The sequence below is a fragment of the Streptomyces sp. JLSY215 genome (assembly GCF_059682825.1).
In genome coordinates, this window is sequence record NZ_CM185022.1 from 413374 (window position 1) to 437410 (window position 24037).

Annotated in this window: 1 protein-coding gene; it reads right to left on the minus strand. The window is 72.9% G+C overall.

Annotated features, from left to right (window positions below):
* Positions 1 to 23970 carry a non-ribosomal peptide synthase/polyketide synthase gene (locus tag AC5677_RS02070; protein ID WP_497193256.1) on the minus strand — a complete coding sequence of 7990 codons (23970 nt, stop codon included), beginning with the start codon at positions 23968 to 23970 and terminating at the stop codon, positions 1 to 3.
* Positions 23971 to 24037: the final 67 nt, after the last annotated feature.

Consider the following 24037-nt stretch of genomic DNA (forward strand, 5'->3'; position numbering starts at 1 on the left):
TCAGTCCTCCTGGTTGCAGGTTGGGGTGTCACCGGTGGCCTCGGCGAGCTTGGCGGCCAGAACGGGTCCGATCTGGGCCAGCGAGCCGACCTGGGTCATCCGGTCGTGCCGGGTGGCGATCTCGTGCGATGCGATCCGGCCGGCGATGTACGGGCGCCAGATCTCGGGCCCGGCGTTGTCCTCGGCGCGGTCGATCGTGGAGTTGAACAGCAGCAGGTCTCCGTCGAACTTGCCGGGGACGAAGTCGACCGCCAGCTTCGCGTTGTTGATCATGATCTGGACGACGACCTCGACCTGTTGCCCCGTCAGGCCGGCCAGTGCGCTGCCCCGCTCGCGCAGGATCTCGGCGACGTCGTCGTAGGTCAGTTGTCGGTCGCCCAGCTCGTCCAGGTTGCAGTCGAGGACGCCGACGAGCACGTCCCGCTCGGTGGGCACGGGCACCTCCTCGAACGCCACGTCCTTCACCGGGTAGGCGTCGAGGATCGCCAGCATCGCGGTCCGCTCGCCACGTGCCTGCAGCTCGCAGGCGATCGCGTGGGCGATCAGCCCGCCGGCGGACCAGCCGAGCAGCAGGTACGGGCCCTCGGGCTGGATCTTGCGGATCTGGTCGGCGTAGTCGGCCGCCATCTCCTCGTAGGACGTCGGCCGGTGTTCGGGACGGCTGAGGCCGCGCGCCTGGATCGCGTAGACCGGGTACTCGGAATCGATGTGGTTCAGGAGCCCGCTGTACGACCAGCTGATGCCGCCGCCGGGGTGGATGCAGAACAGCGGCGTCCGGGTCCCGGTCGTGCGCAGCGGCAGCACCACGTCCAACGCGTCGCCGGGATCGTTCATGACCAGGCGTTCCGTGAGCCCGGCCACGGTCGGCGCTTCGAACAGGGTGCGCAGGCCCACCTCGACGCCCAGGGTCTCGCGGACGCGGGAGACCAGGCGGGCGGCCAGCAGCGAGTGCCCGCCGAGGTCGAAGAAGCTGTCGTCGATGTGCACCTGTCCCCGGCCGAGGACCTCGGCGAAGAGGTCGCACAGCAGCTGCTCCTGCGGCGTCCGGGGGCCGCGCCCGGTGCCCGGCGCACTGTAGTCGGGGGCCGGCAGGGCGGCCCGGTCCAGCTTGCCGTTGGCGGTCAACGGCAGCACGTCGAGGGTGACGAACGCCGACGGCACCATGTACTCGGGCAGTTCGCGGCGCAGCCGGTCGGACAGCTCGCCCGTCTCGGGCGCACCCTCGGGAGCGGGCACCACGTAGGCGACGAGCCGCTTGTCGCCGGGCTGGTCCTCGCGGACGACGACGGCCGCCTGGGCGACCCCCGGGCAGCTCGCGAGCACCGCCTCGATCTCGCCCGGCTCGATCCGGAAGCCGCGCAGCTTGACCTGGTGGTCGGCCCGTCCGGCGAACTCCAGCGTGCCGTCGGCCAGCCACCACGCCAGGTCGCCCGTGCGGTACATCCGGTCCCCGGCCGGCCCGTACGGGTCGGCGGTGAACCGCTGTACCGTCAGGCCGGGCCGGCCGACGTAGCCCCGGGCCACTCCCGCCCCCGCGAGGTACAGCTCGCCGACCACGCCCGGCGGCACCGGCCGCAGCCGGGCGTCGAGCACGTAGGCGCGCATGTTCGCCATCGGGCGGCCGATCGGCACGGTCGCGGCGTGCTCGGAGAGGGTGTGCACCGGATGGCAGGTGGCCAAGGTGGTGGCCTCGGTCGGCCCGTAGCCGTTGACCACCGTGATACCGGGGCAGACCGCCAGCACCCGGGCGACGGCGGCCGGCGAAACCACATCACCGCCGGTCCACACCTCGCGGACCCCCGCGAGCAGGCCCGGCCGCTCCTCGGCGACCAGGCGGAAGAGGCCGGCCGTCAGCCACAGCCCGGTCACCTGATGCTCGCTGACCGCCTGGTGCAGCAGATCGAGATCGAGCCGGCCGGGCGGTGCGACCACGATCCGGCCGCCGCCGAGCAGCGGTACCCAGTGCTCGTACGTCGAGAGGTCGAATGCGGTCGGGGAGTGCAGCAGCACCCGCTCGTGTCCGCCGTCGTGCCAGCAGGCGGTCAGGGCGAGGGCCACCACGTCGCGGTGCGTGACGGCCACGCCCTTCGGCCGCCCGGTCGAGCCGGAGGTGTACATCACGTACGCCAACTGCCCTGGATGGCAAGGAACTTCAGGGTCGGACCAATCGCGCTCGGCCTGGATCAGTGCGGTCAGCACGTCCTCGGTGAGCACCAGCGCGGCCCCGGCCTCCTTGAGGATCAGGTCGATGCGGGACTGCGGGAAGCGCGAGTCGAGGGGCACGTAGGCGCCGCCCGCCTTGATGATCGCCAGGATCGCCACGACCAGATCCGCCGAGCGCTCCAGCAGTACGGCGACCGGCGCCTCCGGCACCACGCCCTGGCCGATCAGTGCCCGCGCGAGACGGTTCGCCCGCAGGTCGAGTTCCCGATAGGTCAGCTCGGTGCCGCCGGCCACGACCGCCACCGCGTCCGGGGTGGCCCGCACCTGACGGGCGAACAGCTCCGGCAGCGCGGCCTCGGGCAGCTCGGCGGCGGTGTCGTTCCACTCGGACAGCAGCCGGTGGCGTTCCTCGCCGGACATGATGTCGATCCGGCTGATCGGCCGGTCGGGGTCGGCGACCACCGCGCGCAGCAACCGCGCCCAGCGGGCGAACAGCAGCTCCACGGTGGCCGGGTCGAACAGATCGGTGGCGTACTCCACCGCACCGACCATGCCGTCGAGGCCGCCGTCCGGTCGGTACTGCTCGGCCAGGCTGAACGTCAGGTCGACCCGCGCGGTGCCGGTCGGCGCCTCCAGGTAGCCGGTCGACAGCCCCGGCAGCGTGAACTCGCTCAATGGTGCGTTCTGCAGGGCCAGCATGATCTGGAACAGCGGGTGGTGCGACAGCGATCGGGCCGGGTTGACCACCTCGACCAGGTACTCGAACGGCACGTCCTGGTGGGCGTACGCGGACAGCGCCTTCTGCCGCACCCGGCCCAGCAGTTCGGCGAAACCGGGGTCGCCGCTCGTGTCGGTGCGCAGCACCAGGGTGTTGACCATGAACCCGACGAGGTCGTCCAGGGCCTGGTCGGTGCGCCCGGCGATGGGGCTGCCGATCGGGATGTCGCTGCCGGCGCCGAGCCGGGTGAGCAGCGCGGCGAGGCCGGCCTGGAGCACCATGAACATGCTGGCGCCGCGCGCGGTGGCCAGGTCCCGCAGCGCCTGGTGCAGTTCGGCGTCCAGCCGGACGTCGAGCCGGCCGCCCCGCTGGGAGGCCACCGCCGGCCGGGGCCGGTCCGCGGGCAGTTGCAGCCGCTGCGGCAGTTCGGCCAACTCCTCGCCCCAATAGGCGAGTTGCCGGGCAAAGAGGCTCTCCGGGTCGGCGGCGTCGCCGAGCAGATCGCGCTGCCACCGGGTGTAGTCGGCGTACTGCACCGGCAGCGGGGACCACTGCGGTTCCTCGCCCCGGCAGCGGGACGCGTAGGCCGTCGCCAGGTCCCGGGAGAGCGGGCCCATCGACCAGCCGTCGGCCGCGATGTGATGCACCACGAGCAGCAGCACATGCCGGTCGGCGGCAAGCGCGTAGAGCTCCGCACGGATCGGCGGCTCGCCGGCCAGGTCGAAGCCGCGCTGGGCCCCTTCCGCCAGCCGGCCGGGCAGCCGTACGCCGTCGAGCTCGATGACCGGCAGCTCGGGGCGGGCCTCGTCCGCGCTCAGCACGAGCTGGTACGGCACGCCGTCCGCCTCACGCAGGACCGTCCGCAGGCTCTCGTGCCGGGCGATCACGTCGGCGAGCGCGGTGTGCAGCGCCACCCGGTCCAGTTCTCCGTCCAGGCGCAGCGCGAGCGGCATGTTGTAGGTGGCGCTCGGCCCGTCCATGCGGTGCAGGAACCACAGGCGTTGCTGGGCGAAGGACAGCGGGATCCTCTCCGAGCCAGGTGCCCCCGCGGGGCGCGGGCGGGCGGTCAGCGCGGGCCGCTCCGTGACCGAACCGTCGAGGCGGGCCGCCAGGGCGGCCACGGTCGGGTACTCGAAGAGCGTGCGGACCTCCAGCTCCGCGCCGAAGGTCGCCCGGACCCGGGCGGCCAGGCGGGTCGCCAGCAGGGAATGCCCGCCGAGGTCGAAGAAGCTGTCCTCGACGCCGACCCCGGGCAGTCCGAGCACGTCGGCGAAGAGGTCGGCGAGCAGTTGTTCCTGCGGGGTGCGCGGCGCCCGTCCGCCCACGGCCGTCCCCAGGTCGGGGGCGGGCAGTGCGCCGCGGTCGAGCTTGCCGCTGGCGGTCAGCGGCAGGGCGTCCAGGACGACGATGGCCGACGGCACGAGGTAGTCGGGCAGGCGGTCGCGCAGCCGGTCGCGGAGTGCGCCGACGAGGGCGCCCGTGGCGCGGCTTCCGGTCGGGTGGTTGGTGAGCGAGGACAGCGCGGTGCCGGACGGCCGCAGCGGCCGGTAGGCCTCGACGGGGACGTCTCCCGGTACGCCGCCGATGACGACGTCCAGGGTGTCGGGTGCGCCGGCCGACCAGGTGATGTCCACCCGGCGGCCGAGTGCGTCGCCGAGCGTGCGGAAGTCCTCCGGGTCGGGTCCGTCGCCGTTGTCCAGGCCGTGCAGCCGGTCCAGCAGTTCGGCGAGCGTGCCGTCCCCGTTCTGCACCGCTCGGCCCAGCGCTGCCTCACGGGCGACGCGCCGGTTCGGCACGCCGGTGATGCGCACCGGGTCCGCGCCGCGCCGGGCGAGCAGCTCGCGCAGTGCGGTGAGGTCGGCGACGTCCCGGCCCCACGTCAGCTCCTGCGGCGCGACCGGTGCCGTCGGGACGGCCGGCTGCTTGTGCAGCGTGACGTCGTAGCGGTAGCGGGTGAGCTCGTTGTGGTGGCGGCCGCGCTTGACCTCCACGGCCACGGCGCCGACGGTGCCGCGGTCGCGCAGGACGGTGAAGAAGTCCGGGTCGACCAGGAGTTCCTTCTCCACCAGAAGTGCCTGCTCCACGGCACGGCGCACGGAGGGCAGGTCGGCGCCGTCGGCGGCCCGGTGGAGCTGGACGGCCGTGGCCAGCGGGCGCAGCAGCCGCAGATTGCGGACGTCGCCGACGAAGAGCGCGCCGCCGGGGGCGAGCAGCCGCATCAGCCGGTCGATCACCTCCGCGAGGTGGTCGGCGGACGGGAAGTACTGCACCACCGAGTTCAGCACGATGGTGTCGAACTGCCCGACCGGCAGCCCGTCGGTGTCGTGCGCCGGGCGGGTCTGCAACACCACCCGCTCGGCCAGCCGCTCCTCCCGCGCCACTTGGGCGGTCAGCGCGTCGATCGCGGTGGCGGAGAAGTCTGTCGCCCAGTAGGACTCGCAGTGCGGTGCGATCCCCGAGAGGAGCAGGCCGGTGCCGACGCCGACCTCCAGCACCCGGCGGGGGCGCAGGGCCAGGATGCGCGCCACGGTGGCGTCCCGCCACTCCCGCATCTGCTCGACCGGGATCGGGCTCGCGTCGTAACTGCTGTTCCAGCCGACGAAGTTCTGGCCGAAGGCGGCTTCCTCCGGAACGATGGGCAGGGCGTCATAGATGTCCCGCCACTCGCCCACGTGGTCCGCTTCGAGGCCGCTGTCCCGGGCCGCCTCCTGGCGCGGGACGACGTAGCCGACGAGCCGGTCGTCCTGCGCGAGGACGGCGGCCTGGGCGACGGCGGGGTGCTCGGCCAGGGCCGCCTCGATCTCGCCGGGCTCGATGCGGAAGCCACGCACCTTCACCTGGTCGTCGGCGCGGCCGACGTACTCCAGCTCGCCGTCGGCGCGTCGGCGCACCAGGTCGCCCGTGCGGTACATCCGCGCGCCGTCCGTGCCGAACGGGCAGGCGACGAACCGTCCGGCGGTCAGCCCCGGCCGGTTCAGGTACCCGCGCGCCAGGCCCGCACCCGCGACGTACAACTCCCCCACCACACCCGGCGGCACCGGCCGCATCCGGTCGTCCAGGACGTACACCCGGGCGTTGGCGATCGGTCGGCCGATCGGCGGCACGCCCGACCCCGGGGACAGCGGGTCGCTCATCGTCGCGCACACCGTCGTCTCCGTCGGACCGTACGCGTTGATCATCCGGCGCCCCGGCGCCCACCGGGCCACCAGCTCCGGCGGGCAGGCCTCACCCGCCACCACCAGCGTCGACACGGTCACCGTGTCCTCCGGCAGCGCGGCCAGGACCGACGGGGGCACGGTCACGTGGGTGACCGCGAGGCCCGGGTCCGTCAGCGCGGCGACCGGCTCATCCGCAGGGGGCAGCACCAGGGCCGCGCCGCGCAGCAGGGCGGTGAAGACTTCCGACACCGAGGCGTCGAAGCTGGGCGAGGCGAACTGGAGCACCCGGCTGTCGGGGTCGATCGCGAACCGCTCGATCTGGGCGGTGACCAGACTCGCCACGCCGGTGTGGCTCACCACGACGCCCTTGGGCCGGCCGGTCGAGCCCGACGTATAGATCACATACGCCGGATTCCTCACGTCCAGTGCAACCTCCGGATCCGTCTCCGGCCAGTCCCCTTCCGCCACCATCGCCGGATCGTCGATCACCACCGCCGGCCGAGCGTCCTCCAGCATGAACGCGATCCGCGACCGCGGATACGACGGATCCACCGGCAGATACGCAGCCCCGGCCTTCAACACACCCAAGACCGCCACCACCGACTCCACCGACCGCGGCAACGCCACCGCCACGACCCGCTCCGCACCCACACCCCGAGCAATCAGCCCATGCGCCAACCGATTCGCCCGACCATTCAACTGACGGTACGTCAACTCAACATCACCACAGACCAGCGCAACCGCATCCGGCGTCGCCGCCACCTGCGCCGCGAAGGCCTGCGGCACCGGGACGGTGTTCACCTCGCGGGCGGTCGCGCCGTCGCACTCCAGGAGCCGGCGCCGCTCACCGGTGTCGAGGAGATCGATCCCCCCGATCGGCTGCTCCGGGTCGGCGGTGACCGCCTCCAGCAGGAGCGTCCAGCGCCGGGCGAGGGCGGCGACCGTGTCCCGGTCGAACAGGTCGGTGGCGTACTCCACCGCGCCGACGATCCCGGCCGGGCTGCCGTCCGGCCCGAACCGTTCGGCGAGGTTCACCCCGAGGTCGAACTTGGCGGTTCCGGTGGCCACCGCGTAGGTGGCGACGTCCAGGCCGGGCAGCGAGAAGCGGCCCATCGGCGCGTTCTGCAGGGCCAGGATGGTCTGGAAGAGCGGGTGGTGGGACAGCGACCGGGACGGGTTCAGCACCTCCACCAGATGCTCGAACGGCACATCCTGATGCGCAAACGCCGACAACGCCGTCTCCCGCACCCGCCCCAACAACTCCGCGAAACTCGGATCACCACTCGTATCCGTACGCAACACCAGCGTATTCACGAAGAACCCGACCAGATCGTCCAGCGCCTCATCCGTACGCCCCGCCACCGGACTCCCGATCGGAACATCCGTCCCCGCACCCAACCGCGTGAACAACGCCGCCAACGCCGCCTGCAACACCATGAACAAACTGGCACCCGAACGCCGCGCCAACTCCACCAAAGCCGCATGCAGTTCGGGACTCAGCTCCAGGCCGACCTGGTCTCCGTGCCAGCGGGCGACGGCCGGCCGCGGCCGGTCCGCGGGCAGCTGGAGCAGCTCCGGCAGATCGGCCAACTGCCGCTGCCAGTAGCCGAGTTGTTCGGCGAACCGGCTCTCCGGGTCGGCGGCGTCGCCGAGCAGGTCGCGCTGCCACAGCGTGTAGTCGGCGTATTGCACCGGCAGGACCGGCCGGCTCGGTGTGCGACCCTCGCACCGAGCGGCGTACGCCTCGGCCAGGTCGCGGGCCAGCGGGCCGGTGGACCAGCCGTCACCCGCGATGTGGTGCATCACCAGCAGCAGCACGTGCTCCTGCGGTGCGACCGCGAACAGCTCCGCCCGCAGCGGCGGTTCCGCCGCGAGGTCGAAGGGCTGTCGGGCGAACTCGGCCATCCGCTCCGTCAGTTCGTCCTCCGACACCTCGGTCGACCGCACCCGGGGCCGGGCCGCACCCGGCTCCAGGACGCGCTGGCACGGTACGCCGTCGACCTCCGGGAACACCGTCCGCAGGCTCTCGTGCCGGGCCACCACGTCGGCGAGCGCCTCGTCCAGCGCCGCTCGGTCGAGCGTCCCGGTCAGCCGGAGCGCCAGCGGGATGTGGTATGTCGCGGCGGCGCCGTCCATGCGGTGCAGGAACCAGAGCCGGCGCTGAGCGAAGGAGAGCGGTACCGCTTCCGGCCGCACGTGCGCCGTCAGCGCCGGGCGGGCGCGGCCGGCCCCGGCCAGCGCCTCGGCCAAACCCGCCGCGGTGGGCGCCTGGAAGAGCGCGCGCAGCCCCAGCTCCACGCCGAGCACCGAGCGCACCCTTGCGACCAGCCGGGTCGCGAGCAGGGAGTGCCCACCCAGGTCGAAGAAGTCGTCATCGACCCCGACCCGCGGCAGACCCAGCACCTCGGCGAACAACTCGCACAGGATCTGCTCCTGCGGCGTACGCGGCGCCCGGCCCGTCACCCCGGTCACCGGCTCCGGCGCGGGCAACGCCGCACGGTCCAGCTTCCCGTTCGCCGTCAACGGCAGGACATCCAGCAGCACGAACGCCGACGGCACCAGATAGTCCGGCAGGCGGTCGCGCAGATACGCCGTCAGCTCCGCTGGACGTACGACCGCGTCGGGACGTGCTGCCACATAGCCGACGAGCCGGTCGTCCTGCGCGAGGACGGCGGCCTGGGCGACGGCGGGGTGCTCGGCCAGGACCGCCTCGATCTCGCCGAGCTCGATGCGGAAGCCACGCACCTTCACCTGGTCGTCGGCGCGGCCCACGTACTCCAGCTCGCCGTCGACGCGTCGGCGTACGAGGTCGCCGGTGCGGTACATGCGCTCACCTGCCCCACCGAACGGGCAGGCGACGAACCGCCCGGCCGTCAGCCCCGGCCGGTTCAGGTACCCGCGCGCCACGCCCGCACCCGCGACGTACAACTCCCCCACCACGCCCGGCGGCACGAGGCGCAGGCGCTCGTCGAGCACGTATGCCCGGAAACCCGCAACCGGTCGGCCGATCGGCGGCACGCCCGATCCCGGCGAGAGCGGATCGCTCATCGTCGCGCACACCGTCGTCTCCGTCGGACCGTACGCGTTGATCATCCGGCGCGCCGGCGCCCACCGTGCCACCAGCTCCGGCGCACATGCTTCACCCGCCACCACCAGGGTGTCGGCCGTGACGTCGGCGCCGTCCAGCGTCGCCAGGGCCGAGGGCGGCAGCGTCACATGGGTGACATCGAGCCGGCGGTCCGTCAGGGCCTCCAGCGGGGCCTCGGACGGGGCCAGGACGAGGGCGGCACCGGTGAGCAGGGCGCTGCACAGGTCCCAGAAGGACGCATCGAAGCTGGGCGAGGCGAACTGGAGCACCCGGCTGGCCGGCGTCACGCCGAGCCGCTCGACCTGCGCTGACACCAGGCCCGCCACGCCGGTGTGGCTCACCACGACGCCCTTGGGCCGACCGGTCGAGCCCGACGTATAGATCACATACGCCGGATTCCGCACATCCAGCGCGACCTCCGGATCCGTCTCCGGCCAGTCCCCTGCCACCACCGTCGCCGGATCGTCGATCACCACCGCCGGCCGAGCGTCCTCCAGCATGAACGCGATCCGCGACCGCGGATACGACGGATCCACCGGCAGATACGCAGCCCCGGCCTTCAACACACCCAAGACCGCCACCACCGACTCCACCGACCGCGGCAACGCCACCGCCACGACCCGCTCCGCACCCACACCCCGAGCAATCAGCCCATGCGCCAACCGATTCGCCCGACCATTCAACTGACGGTACGTCAACTCAACATCACCACAGACCAGCGCAACCGCATCCGGCGTCGCCGCCACCTGCGCCGCGAACATCTCCGGCAGGCTCGTGGCGACAGCCCGGCTCTCGGCGGCGGGCAGCAGCGCGCAGCGCTCCTCGTCGGACAGCAGATCGATCCCGCCGATCGGCCGGTCCGGAGCGGCCGCGACCGCGGTCAGCAGCCTGGTCCACCGCGCGAAGAGGGTCTCCACCGTCGAGCGGTCGAACAGGTCGGCGCTGTACTCGACGGCACCGCTCAGACCGGCCGGCGCACCGTCGGCCCCGTGCTGCTCCGCCAGGCCGAAGGTCAGGTCGAGCCGGGAGGTCCCGGTGGGCACGGCCATCCCCGTGGCCCTCAGGCCGGGCAGCTCGAAGTCCCCGCCCGGCGCGTTCTGTACGACCAGTCCGGTCTGGAAGAGAGGGTGGTGGGACAGCGACCGGGACGGGTTCAGCACCTCCACCAGATGCTCGAACGGCACATCCTGATGCGCAAAAGCCGACAACGCCGTCTCCCGCACCCGCCCCAACAACTCCGCGAAACTCGGATCACCACTCGTATCCGTACGCAACACCAGCGTATTCACGAAGAACCCGACCAGATCGTCCAGCGCCTCATCCGTACGCCCCGCAACCGGACTCCCGATCGGAACATCCGTCCCCGCACCCAACCGCGTGAACAACGCCGCCAACGCCGCCTGCAACACCATGAACAAACTGGCACCCGAACGCCGCGCCAACTCCACCAATGCCGCATGCAGTTCGGCGTCGATCCGGACGTCCAGCAGGTCGCCGCGGTAGGACATGGCGGCCGGACGCGGCCGGTCGACCGGCAGGGGCAGCTGGTCGGGCAGCCCGGCCAGCGCCTCGGTCCAGTAGGCGACCTGGCGCGCGAACACACTGTCCGCGTCGTGCTCGTCGCCGAGGATCTCGTGCTGCCACAGGGTGTAGTCGCCGTACGTCACCGGCAGCGGCGGCCATTCGGGCACGCCACCGCCCCGCCGGGTGGCGTAGGCCGCGGCGAGGTCGCGGGCCAGCGGGCCCATGGACCAGCCGTCACCCGCGATGTGGTGCATCGTCAGCAGCAGTACGTGCTCCTGCGGGGCGAGCGCGAACAGCTCCGCCCGAAGCGGAAGTTCCGCCGTCAGGTCGAATGCCCGCACCGCCGCCTCGCGCAGCAGGGCCGGCACCTCCGCCTCGCCGATCGCGCGTACGGCCAGCGGGACGGCGACCTCGGCGGCGTCCAGCACCCGCTGGTGCGGAACGCCGGCGGTGTGCGGGAAGACCGTGCGCAGGGTCTCGTGCCGGGCCACCACGTCGGCGAGCGCGGCGCTCAGCGCGGCCCGGTCGAGGTCGCCGGACAGTCGCAGGGCGAGCGGCATGTGGTAGGTGGCGCTCGGCGCACCGAACTGCTGGAGGAACCAGAGCCGGCGCTGCGCGAACGACAGCGGCATGGGCTCGCGGCGGGGCCGCGGAACCAGGGCCTGCCGCGCGGTGCCGGCGTCGGGCAGCCCGGCCGCGAGCCCGGCGGGCGTCGGCGTGCGGAACAGGCTACGCAGTTCCAGCTCGACGCCGAGGGTCGCCCGGACCCGCGAGACCAGCCGGGTGGCGAGCAGGGAGTGCCCGCCCAGGTCGAAGAAGTCGTCATCGACCCCGGCCCGCGGCAGACCCAGCACCTCGGCGAACAACTCACACAGCATCTGCTCCTGCGGCGTACGCGGCGCCCGCCCCGTCACCCCGGTCACCGGCTCCGGCGCGGGCAGCGCCGCACGGTCCAGCTTCCCGTTCGCCGTCAAGGGCAGCGCATCCAGCAGCACGAACGCCGACGGCACCTGGTAGTCCGGCACGCGGTCGCGCAGGTATGTCGCCAGCGCCGCAGCGGTCGCCCCGGCCCCGGCCGTGGGCACCACGTACGCGACGATCCGGCTCTCGCCCGGCCGGTCCGCCCGGGCGAGCACCGCGACCTGGGCGACACCCGGGTGCGCGGCCAGCTCGGCCTCGATCTCGCCCGGCTCGATCCGGAACCCGCGCACCTTCACCTGGTGGTCCACCCGGCCCGCGAACTCCAGCTCGCCGTCGGCACGCCAGCGGACCAGGTCACCGGTGCGGTACATCCGCGCACCGGCCGGACCGTAGGGGTTGGCGACGAACCGCGTGGCGGTGAGCCCGGACCGGTTCTGGTAACCGCGGGCGAGTCCCGCTCCGGCGAGGTACAGCTCGCCCGTCACGCCGGGGGCGACCGGCCGCAGGGCCGAATCCAGCACGTACACCTGGCAGTTGGCGATCGGTCGGCCGATCGGCACCGGCAGCGGGCAGTCGGCGGGGTCGGCCGGCAGCGGGTAGGCGGTGATCACGTGGGTTTCGGCGGGGCCGTAGTGGTTGTGCAGTGTCCGGCCCGGCCGGCGGGCCTGGAAGCGGCGTACCGCACCGCCCAGTCGCATCGCCTCGCCGGCCTGTGCGATCAGCCGCAGGTGCGGCAGCTCCAGCCCGGCCTCCTCGGCGGCCTCGGCCAGCGCCTCGACCACCAGGTTGGGCGCGAACAGCTCCTCGACCGCGTGCCGGTCCAGCCAGTGGGCGAACAGCTCGGCGCTGCGGCGCTGCTCCTCGGTCGGCACCACTAGGGTCTTTCCGTACAGCAGCGCGGAGAGCATCTCCTGCACCGAGACGTCGAAGCTGATCGCGGTGAACTGCGCGGTGCGCGTGCCGGGTTCGCCACCGACGGCCCTGTGGTGCCACGCCAGCAGGTTCAGCAGCCCGGCGGCGGGCATCACCACGGCCTTGGGCCGGCCGGTGGAGCCCGAGGTGTAGATGAGGTAGGCCGGGTGCCGCGCGTCCACGGCGACGGCCGGATCGTGCTCCGGCCGCTCCTCGGCCGGTGTGACGGCCGCGAGGTCGTCGAGCACCACGGCCGGTCGCGCGTCCTCCAGCATGTACGCGATGCGGGCGGCCGGGTATTCCGGGTCGACCGGCAGGTATGCCGCACCCGTCTTGAGGACCGCGAGGACGGCGACCACCAGCTCGGCGGAGCGCGGCAGCCGCAGGGCGACGACCTGCTCCGGCCCGACCCCGCGGGCGATCAGTGCATGCGCCAGGCGGTTGGCCCTGCGGTTCAGCTCGCGGTAGGTCAGTGTGGTGTCCTCGAACACCACCGCCGGGGCCTCCGGGGTCGCCCGGACCTGGGCCTCGAACAGGGACGGCAGACCGGTGACGGGAGCCGGGCACGCGGTGTCGTTGCGCACGACCAGCAGTTCGTGCCGCTCCTCGGCGGCGAGGACGTCGATCCGGCTCAGCGGCCGGTCCGGGTCGGCGACCACCGTCGCCAGCAGGCGCAGCCACCGGGCGACCAGCGCCTCCACCGTGGCGTGGTCGAACAGGTCGGTGTTGTACTCGACCCGCCCGATGATGCCCTCGGCCGGCCCGCCGGTGCCGCCGCGCTCCAGCAGGTGGAGGGCGAGGTCGAACATCGCCGTGGGCGTCCGCACCAGTACGATCTCGGCGCTCAGGCCGGGCAGGGCGAAATCGGTGCGGGGCACGTTCTGCAGCGCGAGCAGCACCTGGAACAGGGGCTGGCGGGCGAGCGACCGGGCCGGGTTGAGGGCCTCGACGACGTGCTCGAACGGCAGGTCCTGGTGCGCGTACGCGGCCAGCGCGTTCTCCCGGACCCGGCCCAGCAGCTCGGCGAACGTCGGATCGCCCGAGGTGTCGGTCCGCAGCACCAGCGTGTTGACGAAGAACCCGACGAGGTCGTCCAGCGCCTGGTCGGTCCGGCCCGCGATCAGGCTGCCGACCGGGATGTCCGTTCCCGCGCCGAGCTTGTCCAGCAGCGCCGCCAGCGCGGCCTGCAACACCATGTAGGCGCTGGCCCCGTGCTCCCGGCCCAGGCGGACCAGCCCGGCGTGCAGCTCGGCGTCCAGCTCGACCGCCAGGTGGCCGCCGGAATAGGAGGGGGCGGACGGGCGGTGGCGGTCGGCGGGAAGCCGGATCTGCTCCGGCAGGTCCGCCAGCGTCCGCGTCCAGTAGGACACCTGGCGGGCGAACGGGCTGTCCTCGTCGGCCGCGTCGCCGAGCAGCTCGTGCTGCCACAGGGTGTAGTCGGCGTACTGCACCGGCAGCTCCGCCCACCGCGGCTCCTCGCCCCGGCAGCGCGCCGCGTAAGCGGTGGCCAGGTCGGCCGACAACGGCGCCAGCGACCAGCCGTCACCGGCGATGTGGTGGATGACCACCAGCAGCACGTGCTCGTCCGGTGCCGTCTCGAACAGCTCGGCGCGCAGCGGTGGTTCGGTGGCGAGGTCGAATCCGCGCGCCGCGGCCGCCGCCAGCAGCTCCGGCAGGTCCGCCTCGCCGGCCGTGGTGACCGGCAGCTTCGGCTGGGCCGTGCGCGCGTCCAGCACGTCCTGGTACGGCACTCCGTCGACCTGGGGGTAGACCGTGCGCAGGCTCTCGTGCCGGGCTACGAGGTCCCCGAGCGCCGCGTGCAGGGCAGCCCGGTCGAGTCCGCCCGACAGCCGCCACGCCAGCGGCATGTTGTAGACGGGTCCGGTGCCCTCCAGCTGGTGCAGGAACCACAGCCGCCGCTGGGCGGACGACAGCGGCACCCGGTCCGGCCGCTCCGCGCGGCTCAGGGCGAGCCGCGCCCGGCCGGCTCCGCCGAGTCCGGCGGCCAGCCCGGCCACCGTCGGCGTCTCGAACAGGCTGCGCAGTTCCAGTTCCACGCCCAGGGTCGAGCGGACCCGGGCCACCAGCCGCGTCGCCAGCAGCGAGTGCCCGCCGAGCTCGAAGAAGTCGTCGTCGATCCCGACCCGGTGCACGCCCAGCACCTGCGCGAACAGCGCGGCGAGGACGTGTTCCTGTGGTGTGCGCGGGGCTCGGCCGGCCCGCGACGCGGTGTACTCGGGCTCGGGCAGGGCGCGCCGGTCCAACTTGCCGTTGGCGGTCAGCGGCAGGCTCTCCAGGGTCACGAACGCGGTCGGCACCATGTAGTCCGGCAGCCGCTCCCGCAGGTGGGCCCGCAGCGCGTCCGGTGGGAGTTCCTCCCCGGCGACGGGCACCGGGTAGGCGACCAGGCGCCGGTCCTCCGTCCGATCCTGCCGGACGATCACGGCGGCCTGCGCGACCTGCGGGTGCTCGACGAGCACGGCCTCGATCTCGCCGAGTTCGATCCGGAATCCCCGGATCTTGACCTGGTCGTCGGTACGGCCGAGGAACTCCAGGTTCCCGTCCGAGCCCCAGCGCACCAGGTCGCCGGTGCGGTACATCCTCGTGCCGGACGGCCCGAACGGGTCGGCCACGAAGCGCCCGGCGGTCAGCCCCGGCCGGTTCAGGTAGCCGCGCGCCAGCCCCGCGCCGGCGATGTACAGCTCACCCGGCACGCCTGTGGGCACCGGCTGCAACGCCGCGTCGAGCACGTGTACCCGGACGCCCCCGAGCGGCCGGCCGATCACCGGGCGCGGGCTCGCCTCCAGCGGCGCGACGACCGTGTCCACCGTGCACTCGGACGGCCCGTAGTAGTTCAGGCAGGACACCCCCTCGACCGCCCGCAGCCGCTCCCACAGCTGGTCCGGAACGGCCTCCCCACCCATCGAGAGCACCGCCGGACGCCACCGCGGATCGTCCAAAAGCCCCCGCGCGACAAGGACTTGCAGGTAGGACGGGGTGGCGTTGACATAGTCCAGCCCGGCGCGCGCGGCGTACTCGACGAAGGCGTCCGGGTCGGACCAGGCCGCCTCGTCCAGGACGTGCAGCTCGTGGCCCGCGTACAGGCAGGACATCTGGTCGCAGGACGCGTCGAACGACACCGACGTGGTCAGCCCCACTCGCAGCCGTTCCTTGGCCCGCTGGGGGAACAACAGCGATCGCTGACTGGCGAACAGGTTGAGCAGGCCGCCGTGCGTCGTCACCACGCCCTTGGGCTTGCCGGTGGAACCGGAGGTGTAGATGACATAGACCGGGTGGCCCGGGTCGATGGCCACCGCAGGGTCCGTCGATGGGCAACCCGCCACCAGCGCGGCCGTCTCCGGGTCGTCGGCCACCAGCCACCCTGCGGGACCGGCTTCGGGCAGCCGGTCCCGGGTGCGGGTGTCGGTCACCACCAGGACCGGCCGGGCGTCGTCGAGCATGTACCTGATCCGGGCGGCGGGGTACTCCGGATCGACCGGAACATACGCGGCCCCCGCCTTGAGCACCGCGAGGATCGCCACCACCAGTTCCGCCGAGCGCGGCAGGGCCACCGCGACCAGCCGCTCCGGCCCGGCCCCGCGGGCGATCAGGGCATGTGCCAGCCGGTTCGCCCGCGCGTCCAGTTCCGCGTACGTCAGCGACGCGTCCGGCCCCACCACCGCGACAGCGTCCGGAATCGCACGCACCTGCGCCCGGAACATTTCCGGCAGGCTCGCGACGAAGGCCTGGACCACCGGGCCAGTACCCAGCGCCATCAGCTGACCTCGCTCCTCGGCGGCGAGCAGACCGAACCGGCTGAGCCTCCGCTGCGGGTCGGCGACCGCCGCACGGAGCAGTCGTACCCACCGCTCGATCATCGTCTCGACGGTGGCCGGGTCGTACAGGTCGCTGGTGTACTCGACGAATCCGTCGATCCCCTGCGGGGTGCCGTCCTCCGCGTGCCGCTCGGACATGGTGAAGATCAGGTCGAGCTTGGCGGTGGTTGTCGTCAACGGCATATCGCCGACGCGCAGCCCCGACGGCGCGAAGTCGGCCCGGGGCGCGTTCTGCAGCACGAGCATCACCTGGAACAGCGGGTGATGCGCCAGCGACCGCACCGGATTGAGGGCCTCGACGAGGTACTCGAACGGCAGGTCCTGGTTGGCGTACCCGGCCAGCGACGTGTCCCGCACCCGGCCCAGCAGCTCGGCGAACGTCGGATCGCCGGAGGTGTCCGTACGGAACACCAGGGTGTTGACGAAGTAGCCGACGAGCTCTTCGAGTGCCTGGTCGGTCCGGCCGGCGACCGGGCTGCCGACCGGGATGTCGTCGCCCGCACCGAGCTTGCTCAGCAGCGCCGCCAGCCCGGCCTGAAGCACCATGAACAGACTGGTCCCGTGCACGCGGGCAAGCTCGCGCAGACCGCGGTGCAGCTCCGCGTCCAGCCCGGCGTGCACGAGGCCGCCCCGCTGCGAGGCGACCGCCGGGCGGGGCCGGTCGGCGGGCAGCTGGAGCTGCTCGGGCAGACCGGCAAGCTGCTCGGTCCAGTAGGCCGTCTGGCGGGCGAACGGGCTGTCCTCGTCGGCCGCGTCGCCGAGCAGCTCGTGCTGCCACAGGGTGTAGTCGGCGTACTGCACCGGGAGCTGCGCCCACTGCGGCTCCTCGCCGCGGCAGCGCGCCCCGTAGGCGGCGGTCAGATCCTGCGCGAACGGTCCCAGCGACCAGCCGTCACCGGCGATGTGGTGGAGCACCACCTGGAGCGCATGCTCGTCCGGCGCGAGCTCGAACAGGCCGACGCGCAGCGGGGGATCGACCGCCAAGTCGAACGGACGGGCCTTCGCGGTCGCCAGCGCGCCCGGCAGCCCGGCCTCGGTGGTCCGGCTCACGTCCAGCCCCGGACGGCCCGCCACAACGTCCAGCACCTGCTGGTACGGCACGCCGTCCACCACCGGGAAGACGGTCCGCAGGCTCTCGTGCCGCCGGGCCACGTCCGCCAGGGCGGCTTCCAGGGCCCGCCGGTCCAGGTCCCCGGACAGCCGCCACGCCAGGGAGATGTGGTAGTTCGCGCCGGCGCCCTCCAGCTGGTGCAGGAACCAGAGCCGCCGCTGCGCGAACGACAGCGGGATCTTCTCGGGCCGCGGGTGGGGCACCAGTGCCTGTTGTGCCTGGCGGGCACCCGTCAGGGCGGCGGCCACACCGGCCGGGGTCGGGGTCTCGAACAGGGTGCGCAGCTCCAGCTCCACCCCCAGGGTCGCGCGGACCCGGGCGGCCAGGCGGGTCGCCAGCAGCGAGTGCCCGCCCAGGTCGAAGAAGCTGTCGTCGGCACCGGCCTCGGCCACCCCGAGCACCTCGGCGAACAGCTCGCACAGGATCTGCTCCTGCGGCGTACGCGGCGCCCGGCCGGACTGCGCCGGGGCGAGGTCGGCTGCGGGCAGCGCACGCCGGTCCAGCTTGCCGTTGGCGGTCAGCGGCAAGCTCTCCAGGGTGACGAACGCGGCCGGCACCATGTACTCCGGCAGCCGCTCCCGCAGGTGCTCGCGCACTTCGGCCGAGCGCAGGTCGGCACCCGGGGCGGGCACCAGGTACGCGACCAGCCGGGTGTCGTCCGCCCGGTCCTGCCGCGCCAGGACGGCGACCTGGGCGACGCCCAGGTGCGCGGCGAGCGCCGTCTCGATCTCGCCGAGTTCGATCCGGAAGCCGCGGACCTTCACCTGGTCGTCGGCCCGGCCCACGAACCGCAGGCTGCCGTCCGCATCCCGGCGCACGACGTCGCCGCTGCGGTACATGCGCGCACCGGCCGGCCCGAACGGGTCGGCCACGAACCGTCCGGCGGTCAGAGCGGGCCGGTTCAGGTAACCGCGCGCCAGCCCGGCGCCCGCGACGTACAGCTCGCCGGGCACGCCCGGGGGCACCGGCCGCAGGTGGGCGTCCAACACGTACGTGCGCAGGTCCGGGATGGCGGCGCCGACCTGACCGGCGGCGCTGCCGGACCGGTCGAGCGCGGCGTAGGTCACGTGCACGGTGGTCTCGGTGATGCCGTACATGTTGACCAGCCGCGGCGCGTCGTCCGGGTGTCGCTCGTACCAGCTCGCCAGCCGGGCGTGCTCCAGCGCCTCGCCGCCGAACACCACGGTGCGCAGGGCGAGCGAACGGCCGGTCTCCGGTGCCTCTGCGTCTGCCTCTGCGTCTGCCTGCATCAGCTGGTAGAAGGCGGACGGTGTCTGGTTGAGCACCGTCACCCGCTCACGGGCGAGGAGGTCCAGGAACCGGTGGGGCGAGCGGCTGGTCTCGTGGTCCACGACCACCAGACGGCCGCCATACAGCAGCGCGCCCCACAGTTCCCACACCGAGAAGTCGAAGGCGTACGAGTGGAAGAGGGTCCAGACGTCCTCGGCGGAGAAGTCGAACAGCTCCTGGGTGGTGCCGAACAGCCGCACCACGTTCCGGTGCGGGACCACGACGCCCTTGGGGTCGCCGGTGGACCCGGAGGTGTAGATGACGTAGGCGGGGTGGCCGGGATCGAGGGGGACCTCCGGGTCGGTGTCCGGCAGTCCGTCCAGGTCGGCGACGTCCAGCAGGAGCCGGTCCACCGGGTCCGCATCCGGCAGTTCGCCGATCCCGCCCGTCGTCACGAGCAGCGAGGGCCGGGCGTCCCGAAGGAGGTAGGCGATCCGGGCGGCGGGGTACTGCGGGTCCACCGGAACGTAGGCGGCTCCCGCCTTGAGGACCGCGAGGACCGCCACCACCAGGTCGGCCGAGCGCGGCAGCGCCAGCGCCACCAGCTGCTCCGGCCCCACTCCTCGCGCGATCAGAGCGTGCGCAAGCCGGTTGGCCCGACCATTCAACTCTGCGTACGTCAGCGTGACTTCGTCGCTCACCACGGCGACCGCCGCCGGGTTCGCCCGTACCTGCTGCTCGAAGAGCGCGGTGATGCCGCTCTCCGGCGACTCCCCGCTCCGGTCGACGGCGGCCGGCAGCAGCGCGCGGAGCTCGTCGGCGGACAGCACGTCCACCTGGCCGATCCGACGGCCGGGGTCGGCCACCGCGGCGCGGAGCAGCCGCAGCCACCGGTCGACGATCCCCTCAACGGTGGCCGCGTCGAACAGGTCGGTGCTGTACTCCACCAGACCCGACAGCCCGTCCGTGCCGGGCTGCTCGGTCAGCATGAAGGTCAGGTCGCACTTGGCCGCCCCGGTGTGGACCAGGTCGGCCGTCACGCGCAGCCGCGGCAGGTCGAACGTGCCGAGCGGCGCGTTCTGCAGCGCGAGCATGGTCTGGAAGAGGGGGTGGTGTGCCAGCGACCGGGCCGGGTTCAGTGCCTCTACGAGGTGCTCGAACGGCACGTCCTGATGCGCGTACGCGGCCAGCGCGTCGGCGCGCACCCGGCTCAGCAGTTCGGTGAACGTCGGGTCGCCGGAGAGGTCGGTGCGCAGCACCAGGGTGTTGACGAAGAAGCCGACCAGGTCGTCCACGGCCTCGTCGGTGCGTCCGGCGATGGGCGTGCCGATCGGGACGTCGGTGCCCGCGCCGAGCTTGCCCAGCAGGGCGGCCAGCCCGGCCTGGAGCACCATGAACAGGCTGGCCCCGCCGTCACGGGCGAGCGCGCGCAGGCCCTGGTGCAGCTCGGCGTCGATCCGCATCGGCAGGTGGGCGCCCCGGTGGGACATCGCCGCCGGCCGGGGCCGGTCGAAGGGCAGTTCGACCTGCTCGGGCAGGTTCGCCAACTGCTCCCTCCAGTATCCCAGTTGGCCGCTCAGCAGGCTGTCCGGGTCGGAGCCTTCGCCGAGCAGCTCCCGCTGCCAGAGGGCGTAGTCGGCGTACTGGACCGGCAGCGGCGACCACTCCGGCTTCGCCCCGTCGGAACGGGCCGCGTAGGCGGTCGTCAGGTCCCGGGAGAGCGGCCCCATCGACCAGCCGTCACCGGCGATGTGATGCACCACCAGCAGCAGCACGTGCTCGTCGGCGCCCAGCTGGAACAGTTCGGCGTGCAGCGGCGGCTCCTCGGAGAGCTCGAAGCCCTGCCGGGCCGCCTCCGCCAGCCGATCCGGCAGGTCGCCCTCGCCGACCTCGGTCACCCGCAGCCGCGGCCGGGATTCGTCGAGGTCCAGCACCCGCTGGCACGGCACGCCGTCGACCACCGGGAAGACGGTGCGCAGGCTCTCGTGCCGCTCGACCACGTCCGCCAGGGCGGCTTGCAGGGCCCGCTGGTCCAGGTTTCCGGACAGCCGCAGCGCCAGCGGGATGTTGTACGTGGCGCTCGGGCCGTCCATGCGGTGCAGGAACCACAGCCGGCGCTGCGCGAAGGACAGCGGGACCGTCTCGGGCCGCTCGCGCCGCCCCAGCGCCGGCCGCGCCCGGCCCGCGACGTCCACCGCCGCCGCGAGTTCCGCCACCGTCGGCGCGTCGAACAGGTCGCTCAGCCTCAGCTCCACGCCCAGCACCGACCGTGCCCTGGCGACCAGCCGGGTGGCCAGCAGCGAGTGCCCGCCGAGGTCGAAGAAGCTGTCGTCGACACCGGCCTCGGCCACCCCGAGCACCTCGGCGAACAGCCCGGCCAGCAGGTGTTCGGTCGCGGTACGCGGAGCGCGGCCCGGGGCGGCCGCGGCCTGCTCGGGGGCAGGCAGGGCCCGTCGGTCGAGCTTCCCGTTCGGCGTCAGCGGCAGTGCGTCCAGCATCATGAACGCGGTCGGGACCATGTACTCCGGCAGCCGCTCGCGCAGGTGCTCGCGCAGCGCGGGCGCGGCCACGGTGGCACCGGGTACCGGCACGAAGTAGGCGACCAGGCGGGCATCCTCTTCGGTACGTACCAGAACGGCGGCCTGCGCGACCTGCGGGTGCTCGACGAGCACGGCCTCGATCTCGCCGAGTTCGATCCGGAAACCCCGCACCTTGACCTGGTCGTCGGTACGGCCGCAGAACTCCAGGCTCCCGCCCTCGCCCCACCGCACCAAGTCGCCCGTGCGGTACATCCGCGAGCCGCCCGGCCCGAACGGGTCCGCCACAAAACGCTCGGCGGTCATCCCCGGCCGGTTCAGATAGCCCCGCGCCAGACCCGCGCCGGCAATGTACAACTCACCGGCCACCCCCGCGGGCATCGGCCGCAACGCGCCGTCCAGCACATACAGCCGGGTGTTGCCGACCGGACGGCCGATCGCCGGACGCCGACTCGACTCCAGCGACGCAATGACCGAGTTCACCGTGCACTCGGACGGACCGTAGAGATTGAGGCACGTCACCCCATCGGCCGACCGCAGCCGCTCCCACAACCGCTCCGGAACGGCCTCCCCACCCGCCGCGACCATCTCCGGACGCCGCTCGGGATCGTTCAACAGGCCGTGCGCTACAAGGACTTGAAGGTAGGAAGGGGTCGCGCCAACGTAGTCGAGCCGGTGCCGCCGGGCGTGGTCCACAAAGGCGTCGGGGTCGGTCCAGGTCGCCTGGTCGAGGACATGCAGCTCGTGGCCGGCGAACAGGCCGAAGAGCTGGTCCCAGGCCGCGTCGAACGACACCGACGTGGTCAGCGCCACCCTCGCCCGCCGCTCGGCCGACGGCGGGAACAGCAGCGTGCGCTGGTTCTCGAACAGGTTCCGCAGGCCACCGTGGGTCGTCACCACGCCCTTGGGCCGACCGGTGGAGCCAGAGGTGTAGATGACGTAGGCAGGATGCCCCGGGTCGACGGCCACCTCCGGATCCGCTGCCGGACCACCCGCCACCATCGCCGCCGTCTCCGGCTCGTCGACCACCAGCCACCCGGCGGAGACGGCCTCGGGCAACCGGACCCGGGTACGGGCATCGGTCACCACCAGCACCGGCCGGGCGTCATCGAGCATGAACCCGATCCGGGCGGCGGGGTACTCCGGATCGACCGGAACAAAGCCGGCGCCGGTCTTGAGCACCGCGAGGACCGCCACCACCAGTTCCGCCGAGCGCGGCAGGGCCACCGCCACCAGCCGCTCCGGCCCCGCACCCCGCGCGATCAGGGCCTGCGCCAACCGGTTCGCCCGCGCATCCAGCTCCGCATACGTCAGCGACGCATCCGCCCCCACCACCGCGACCGCATCCGGCATCGCCCGCACCTGCGCGCGGAACACGTCCGGCAGACTCTCGGCGGGAACCTGCGCCACCGGACCGGCACCCAGCGCCAACAGCTCAGCGCGCTCCTCGACGGCAAGCAGACCGATCCGGCCGACCGGCTCCTCCGGGGCGCAGTCCGCGACGGTGTCCAGCAGCGTGATCAGCCGCCGCTGATGGGCGGCGAGTTCGTCGTCACTCCAGGTCTGGGGCGCGCCTTTGAGTTCGACCTGGAGTTCGCTGTCTCCCCGTCGGCCCGTGATCCAGAGGGACAGCCCGGTGGTCGGTTCCGGGAGCAGGTAGTGCAGCGTCGCGGAATGGCCGGCGAAGCTCGGCGGGGAGTCGAAGACCACGATGTTGACGACGAGCGGGAACGACGCCCCGGCGGCACCAGGAAGGCCGAGGTCCCGGAACAGGTCCTCGCTGCGGTAACGCTGGTGCGCGAGGGCCGCGTCGGCCTCCCGCGCCACCTCGGCGACGAGGTCGTGCCACGGCATGTCCGGTCGCACCGGCAGGCGCAGGGGCACCGCGTTCGCGATCATGCCGGGCGTGGACAGCAGGGCGCGTTCGGCTCCCTCGCGCCCGGTGACGGGAAGGCCGATCAGCACGTCCCGGTCCCCGGTGAGCCGGTGCGCGTAGAGAGCCGCCGCCGCGATCAGCGGGCGTGACCAGTGGGTTTCGGTCTGCGCTGCCGTCGCCCGCAGCGCGTCCACGCGGAGCACCGCCGGTTCCACAGCCCTGCGCGGGCCGCTCTCGCCACGCGCATTCCGGCCGGTGAGCTGCGTCGGTTCCGGCCGGTCGGCGAGCCGCTCCGCCCAGTACGACCGATCGGAGGTGAACTGCGCCGAGGCACGATAGTCGGCATCACTGCGGACCAACTCGTCCAACGAACGGAACGGCGACCGCGGGACCGTGCCGCCCGCGGCCAGCGCCGTGTACATCCGCGTGAGCCGTCGCCGGACGAGGGAGAGGCTGAACCCGTCCATGACGAGGTGGTGGTGGTTCTGGTACAGGAGGTGGTGTGTCGGCGAGAGACTGATCAGCGCGAAGCTGAAGAGCGGATCCCGGGCGAGGTCCAGCGGACGCATCCGGTCCCGGGCCATCCACGCGAGCGCCGCCGCCCGGGGGTCGGGCTCCGAGCTGAGGTCGAGCCGGGTCGGTTCCCAGTCCCATGCCCCGCGGACGACCTGGCGCGGGTCCTGCCCGTCGTGGACGAAACTCACGTGCAGCGCTTCGGTCTCGTCGACCACCCGGCGCAGCGCGGTCTCGTAGAGTTCCGCGTCGACCGGGCCGTGGACCTCCAGATATTCGCCGATGCGGTAGGCATCGAGCGCTGTCCGGGCGCGCTGCTCGGCGAGCCAGATCTCACGCTGCGCCGCCGTCAGGGGAAGGGCGTCGCCGTCGCGACGGGACATGGGGGTACCTCCAGAAGTGTGGGCAGGCGTGGTCGCAGGGCGCGCCAGGAGACGCCGACCGCGGTGA

Excerpts from the sequence above, each read along its gene's own strand:
- AC5677_RS02070 (WP_497193256.1), bottom strand. The coding sequence starts at position 23,970 with ATGTCCCGTCGCGACGGCGACGCCCTTCCCCTGACGGCGGCGCAGCGT.